General features: G+C 38.6%; 6 protein-coding genes. All 6 read right to left on the reverse strand.

The features are described 5' to 3' along the window. Positions 1-54 precede the first annotated feature (54 nt). Positions 55-795 (reverse strand): 3-oxoacyl-[acyl-carrier-protein] reductase, encoded by a 741-nt coding sequence (gene fabG / locus VIG73_RS02510; RefSeq protein WP_331638983.1) that lies wholly within the window; start codon positions 793-795, stop codon positions 55-57. Further along, positions 789-1736 (reverse strand): ACP S-malonyltransferase, encoded by a 948-nt coding sequence (fabD, locus tag VIG73_RS02515; RefSeq protein ID WP_331638984.1) that lies wholly within the window; start codon positions 1734-1736, stop codon positions 789-791. Before fabD ends, fabG begins: the two co-directional genes overlap by 7 nt. Beyond that, positions 1733-2737, reverse strand: a complete 1005-nt coding sequence (gene plsX / locus VIG73_RS02520) for a phosphate acyltransferase PlsX (RefSeq protein ID WP_331638985.1) — start codon at positions 2735-2737, stop codon at positions 1733-1735. Before plsX ends, fabD begins: the two co-directional genes overlap by 4 nt. Before the next feature lie 40 nt (positions 2738-2777). Continuing rightward, entirely contained in the window at positions 2778-3347 is a 570-nt protein-coding gene (gene fapR / locus VIG73_RS02525; RefSeq protein ID WP_331638990.1) for a transcription factor FapR, read from the reverse strand. A gap of 115 nt (positions 3348-3462) precedes the next feature. Then, positions 3463-5496: an ATP-dependent DNA helicase RecG gene (recG, locus tag VIG73_RS02530; RefSeq protein WP_331638986.1), complete on the reverse strand. Its 2034-nt coding sequence runs from the start codon at positions 5494-5496 to the stop codon at positions 3463-3465. A 16-nt stretch (positions 5497-5512) separates the two neighbouring features. Further along, positions 5513-6329 (reverse strand): L-serine ammonia-lyase, iron-sulfur-dependent, subunit alpha (sdaAA, locus tag VIG73_RS02535; RefSeq protein ID WP_331638987.1); only part of this gene is annotated, 817 nt, incomplete at its 5' end.

The raw sequence follows: 6329 nt of genomic DNA on the forward strand, positions 1-6329 counted from the left end.
TTCAACATAAATCATAGTTAACATGACCTCACATTGCAATTAAAAACATTATCTCTACATCACCATTCCACCATCGACATGAATCACTTGGCCTGTTATATAATTTGCATCAACTGATGCTAAAAAGCGTACAACTTTCGCGACCTGTTCCGGCTCACCTAGTTTGGCTAATGGAATCATTTTTAACATTTCTTCTTTCTGTTCATCTGTTAAGACAGCCGTCATATCAGTTGAAATAAAGCCCGGCGCAACTGCATTGACTAGAATATTACGAGAAGCAAGTTCTTTCGCTGTTGTTTTTGTTAATCCGATGACACCAGCTTTTGCAGCAACATAATTTGCCTGGCCAGGATTTCCTGTAACACCTACAATTGAAGCCATGTTGATGATACGTCCAGAACGTTGTTTCATCATCTGTCTAGTCACTGCTTTCGTACAGAGAAAGACACCTTTTAGATTCGTGTCAATCACATCAGCAAAGTCTTCCTCTTTCATTCGCATGATTAAATTATCTTTCGTAATACCTGCATTATTGACAAGAATATCTAATCGGTTAAATGTTTGGGTTACTTCTTTTACCATTTGCTTAACGCTTGACTCATCTTTTACATCAGCTTGAATCGCAATCGCTTTTCTCCCTAATGCTTCAATCTCCTGTACAACTGATTCTGCTTTCTCCTTACTTCCCGCATAATTGACAGCAACATGTGCCCCATGACGAGCGAGTTCTAATGCAATCTCTCGTCCAATGCCACGTGATGCACCTGTTACCAAAGCAACTTGATCAGTTAACATGATATCTCCTCCTTTTTATACCAATCGATAAACAATTGGAGTGACGCCATGTCATCGATTGAAAACGTTTGGATATTGCGATTTATTTTTCGAACTAACCCTCTTAGCACTTTTCCACTACCTAATTCAACGAACGTATCAATACCTGAATCAATCATGTTCTTTATGGATTCTTCAAACCGAACAGGAGAATACAATTGTTTAATTAAGAGTGATTCTATTAATTCACTTTCTTTGACTGGTTCTGCTGTCACATTGGCATAGACTGGTATCATAGCATCTTTAATTTGCGTTTGTGAAAGAGCTTCTTTAAATTGTTCACTTGCCGGCTTCATTAGTCGCGAATGAAATGGACCACTAACATTCAGAGGGATGACACGCTTTGCTCCCTTTTCTTTTAAACGTGTTGAAGCAATGTCTATTCCTTTTTTAGTACCTGAGATAACGATTTGTCCCGGACAATTTAAATTTGCCATATCAACCACTTCATCTGTTAGGTTTGCGAGTACTTCCTCGATTAATTCAGAGTCTAGTCCTAAGACGGCAGCCATCGTTCCTTCACCTTTTGGAACCGCTTTTTCCATCAGCTTTCCACGTGTGGCAACTAATGGAAGGGCATCAAATAATTCAAGCGATTCCGCTGCAACGAGAGCACTATATTCTCCTAAACTATGTCCTATTGTTGCTTGGGGTGTTATGCCTTCTCGTTTTAACAAGTCAAAAATAGCCATACTTGCTAATACAAGAGCAGGTTGGGCATTTTCTGTTTCAGTTAATGTCTCTTTAGGACCATGGAACATCATCTGTTTTAAATCTTTATTTAAAACATCATTTGCTTTATGATACAATTCTTGAACGGTCGGGAACTGGTCATATATCTCCTGCCCCATACCGATCGCTTGTGAGCCTTGACCCGGAAACATAAATGCGAGTGTCTTCATCTGTTTTCCTCCTGTTCTTGCATTTGTTCAACTGTTGATTGAATCGTTTCTGTTACCCGATACTCTACCATATGACAAGCTTGTTCTATGGCACTAACAATTGCTCGAGAATTAGAAGAACCATGTGCTTTAATAACAGGCGCTTTTAATCCAAATAAGCCCGCACCACCATATTCTGAATAATCAAGTTGTGCTTTTAATTGCTTTAGTTCATTTTTCATAAGTCCAGCAGCTAATTTTGTTTTCACGGAAGATAAAAATACATCCTTCAACATACGAAACATCGACATGGCTGTACCTTCGATTGTTTTTAATGCAATATTACCACTAAATCCGTCTGTTACAACAACATCTGCTACGCCGTCTAATAAGTCTCTAGCTTCAACATTACCAATAAAATGGATGGGAGCCTCTTGTAATTTACGAAACGCTCGTCGTGTTAAATCATTCCCTTTTCCATCTTCAGTACCGATATTTAATAAGCCAACAGTTGGTTGATTTATCTTTCTTACTTTTTCTGCATAAATGGACCCCATAATTGCATAATGAACAAGATGATTCGGTTTGGCATCCACATTTGCTCCAACATCTAACATTAAAAAGCCTTTACCGTCGAGCGTTGGAAATGTGGGAGTTAATGCTGGTCTATCAATTCCGGGAATCCGACCAACAACAAAAAGTCCAGCACTCATTAAGGCACCAGTATTCCCCGCTGAAACACATGCATCTGCGCGCTTTTCTTTAACTTCGTTAGCCATGAGAACCATCGACGCATTCTTTTTTCGACGCACTGCCCTTACAGGCTCATCATCGCCTGTAATAACTTCTGTTGTATGTAAAATATCGATACGGTTATGATTTGTTAAGAATGGTTCAATTTGTGCTTGATCACCTACTAAAGTGATTTCAAGATTTTCAATTTGGTTAATGGCTTCCATAGCACCTTCTACAATCGCTTTTGGTGCGTGGTCACCACCCATAGCATCGATTGCTAACTTCATTATTTGTGTCTCCTTTTATTACAAATTAACAAACATTTGATTAATCTCTTAATTCTCTTGAGCGGTACATGTGAAATTCCCCAGTGAAGACTTGTTCATTATTAACAAAACTGTCAACTTGTACAATGGTTAACCCTCTATCAGTTTGTTTTTTTACGATTGCTTTAGCAACCACACGCTCACCCTGTTTTACTTGACGTATAAATCGGATGTTTGACTTGGCTGTTAATGCCAGTTCGTCATTAATGACAGCGACTGCTAGAGAATTCGCTTGGGCAAACAAATGATGCCCGCGAGCAATATTTTTTTGTGAAAACACATGTTCTCGACCGATATCCATAATTGAAATCGCTTTTTTGTCCAATTCCAAATCAACGACTTCACCCACGATATCTTCTACTGCGAGAGAACGTACTTGTTCATTCCATTGTAATTTAGCAACAGATTTAATACGTTCACGTAATTCAGGTATTTTTAATTCCATGCGATCAAGCCGAATCGTTTGGATACTAACCTCAAAAATTTTAGCTAATTCTTCATCTGTAATAAATGGTGTATATTCGATTGTTTCTTTTAATAAGCGTTGTCTTTCTGCTTTTGTTTTTCTCATCATAGCACCGTCCACATCTATCTTCACTTATATTAGTGATTCGTCAACAAACAAACTTTTATGACTTGGTACTAAAAGTAATATATAATACCAGGGAAAAAATTGCAAGTCTAAATTAGTCTAGTGGTTTTGTAAAAATGCCTTCACTTTCTAGGTAATGGAGTAATGCTTTATACTCCGGATTTTTAAAAATGATTTGATGTTCAATGAGCTGATTAGCATCTTGTCTGGCCGTCTCTAACGCTCGGTAATCATGGACCATATCGGCAACTTTAAATTCTGGTAAGCCACTTTGTTTCTTCCCAAAAAAATCACCTGGACCACGTAATTTTAAATCTTCTTCTGCTAACTGAAATCCATCCGTTGTTTCTGTCATAATCCGCATCCGTTCTTTACCAATTTCTCCTTTAGGCTCAGCAATAAGGATACAAAAACTTTCTATACTTCCTCGACCGACTCGTCCGCGTAATTGATGTAATTGGGCCAAGCCAAATCGCTCAGCATCATAAATTACCATAACCGTTGCATTCGGAACATTAACACCAACTTCTATAACAGTCGTTGATACAAGAACTTGGATTTCATTTTTAACAAATGCTTTCATCACGGCATCTTTTTCATCACTTGGCAAACGACCATGCATTAAACCGACTTTAATTTCTGAGGGATAATATGTCTTTAACTGATGATATAGATCAACAGCATTTTGAATATCAAGTTTATCTGACTCCTCAATTAATGGGCAGATGAGATATGCCTGCTCACCTTGATTGATTTTACGTTGAATAAAGTCAAGTGTATGTTCCAACATGTTTTCTTTAACCCAATATGTTTCGATTTCTTTTCTCCCTGCTGGCATTTCATTAATAATAGATACATCCATATCACCAAATGCTGTAATAGCCAACGTTCGTGGGATGGGAGTAGCTGTCATAAATAACACATCTGCTAATTCCCCTTTTTCCTTTAGTAATCGACGTTGTTTAACACCAAATCGGTGCTGCTCGTCTATAATAGCTAAACCTAGGTTATGAAAAACAACATCATCCTGAATTAATGCATGGGTTCCAATCACAATATCAATGTCATGGTTCTGGACGGCGGATAAAATAGCTTCTCGCTTTTTCCCCTTAACAGAACCCGTTAATAAAGCGATTGTTACACGACCATTAAATAATGATTTTAAGGACTGATAATGTTGTTCTGCTAAAATTTCTGTTGGGACCATAAGTGCTCCCTGGCGTTTCGCTGTTATCGATGCATATAGCGAAATTGCTGCCACAACCGTTTTTCCTGAACCGACATCGCCTTGTAATAAACGGTTCATTCGGTATGGTGCTTTCAAGTCTGATAAGATTTGATTTAAAGATTTTTGTTGTGCATTTGTTAATTGAAATGGCAGATTTTGAACAAACTGTTGTACTTTTTGAGCATCATAATGCTGTGCTCTTCCTTCTTGAGCATCTCGGTTTAAGTGACGTAACAACTGTATTTTTAATTGAAACAACAAAAATTCCTCGTATGTAAAACGACGACGTGCATGTTTTAAGGCGATGCGATTAGGCGGAAAATGCATCGTTTTTAATGCTTCTGTTAGGTTAGGTAACTTATAATCAATTAAAATATGTTCTGGCAAACGTTCATCAACATCGTCACCATAATCAGCTATAGCTTGTTTTATAATTTTTCGTAATCGATAGTTTGTCATTTTACCTTTAACAGAATAGATTGGTTTGATTTTATCATCAGCATTTACGGGGCCAACTTTATATTGGTCTACCGTTATTTGTAGGCGATGGGCATCCCATTTACCTGTTAGCGTAACAAGATCCCCTTGATTAATATGCTTTTTAGCAAATGCTCGATTAAACATCACCGCTTTTACAGCTACATGTTCGACCATGACATTAAAAAACAGTCGTGACTTTTTCCTTCCAAAAAAAGTAAGGGAAGGTTCATGTGCTACCCTTCCCATAATAGTTACTTTATCCTCATGAATGAGTTCGCTAAGCGGTTTTAATTCAAACACATCATAACGATAAGGGAAATAATATAATAGGTCTTCCATCGTATGAATATGCATGACTTCCAATTCTTCTTGAACTTTTTCTCCGACTCCTTTAAGATTCGTAATCGGTTCGCTTAACACATGTATCACTCTTTCTTTACTTACTGCCGAATAGTTTTTCTTTTAAAAAGCGTCCGGTCGGGGTATCAGCTAGGCCCCCCTCACCCGTTTCTCGTAAAGAAGCAGGCATTGTCTGTCCGATTCGATACATCGCTCCAATGACTTCATCACAAGGAATACGACTTTTTACACCGGCTAAAGCTAAGTCTGCACTTACGATAGCGAGAGCTGAACCTGCTGCATTACGCTTTACACAAGGAACCTCGACTAAGCCTGCGACAGGGTCACATACGAGTCCGAGCATATTTTTTAGGGTGATGGCAAAAGCATCTGCACATTGCTCGGGAGTACCTCCTGCCATTTCAACAACAGCAGCCGAAGCCATTGCACCTGCTGAACCAACTTCAGCCTGACACCCTCCAGCTGCTCCTGATATAAATGCATTATTGGCAACGACAAAACCAAAGGCACCCGCAGTGAACAAAAAGCGTACCATCTGTTCATGAGTTGGATTTAACCGTTCCTTTACAGCAAATAAAGCACCTGGAACACAACCTGCACTACCAGCTGTTGGTGTCGCGCAAATCATGCCCATTGCGGCATTCACTTCATTTGTTCCCATTGCTTTACTGACAGCATCTAATAGAATATGACCTGACAATGGCGTTTTTTCTTTCATATAATTTTGAACTCGAACAGCGTCACCACCTGTAAGCCCAGTAACAGATTGAACACCTTGTAAACTATCTTCAATGGCTTTTTCCATAACACGCAAATTATTTTCCATTTGCGCAAAAACTTGTTCACGTGTCTGATTTTTGACGTCCATTTCTTGACGAATCATCACTTCTGAA

Origin of the sequence: Cerasibacillus sp. (assembly GCF_036516575.1) — a bacterium.
GTDB lineage: Bacteria > Bacillota > Bacilli > Bacillales > Amphibacillaceae > Cerasibacillus.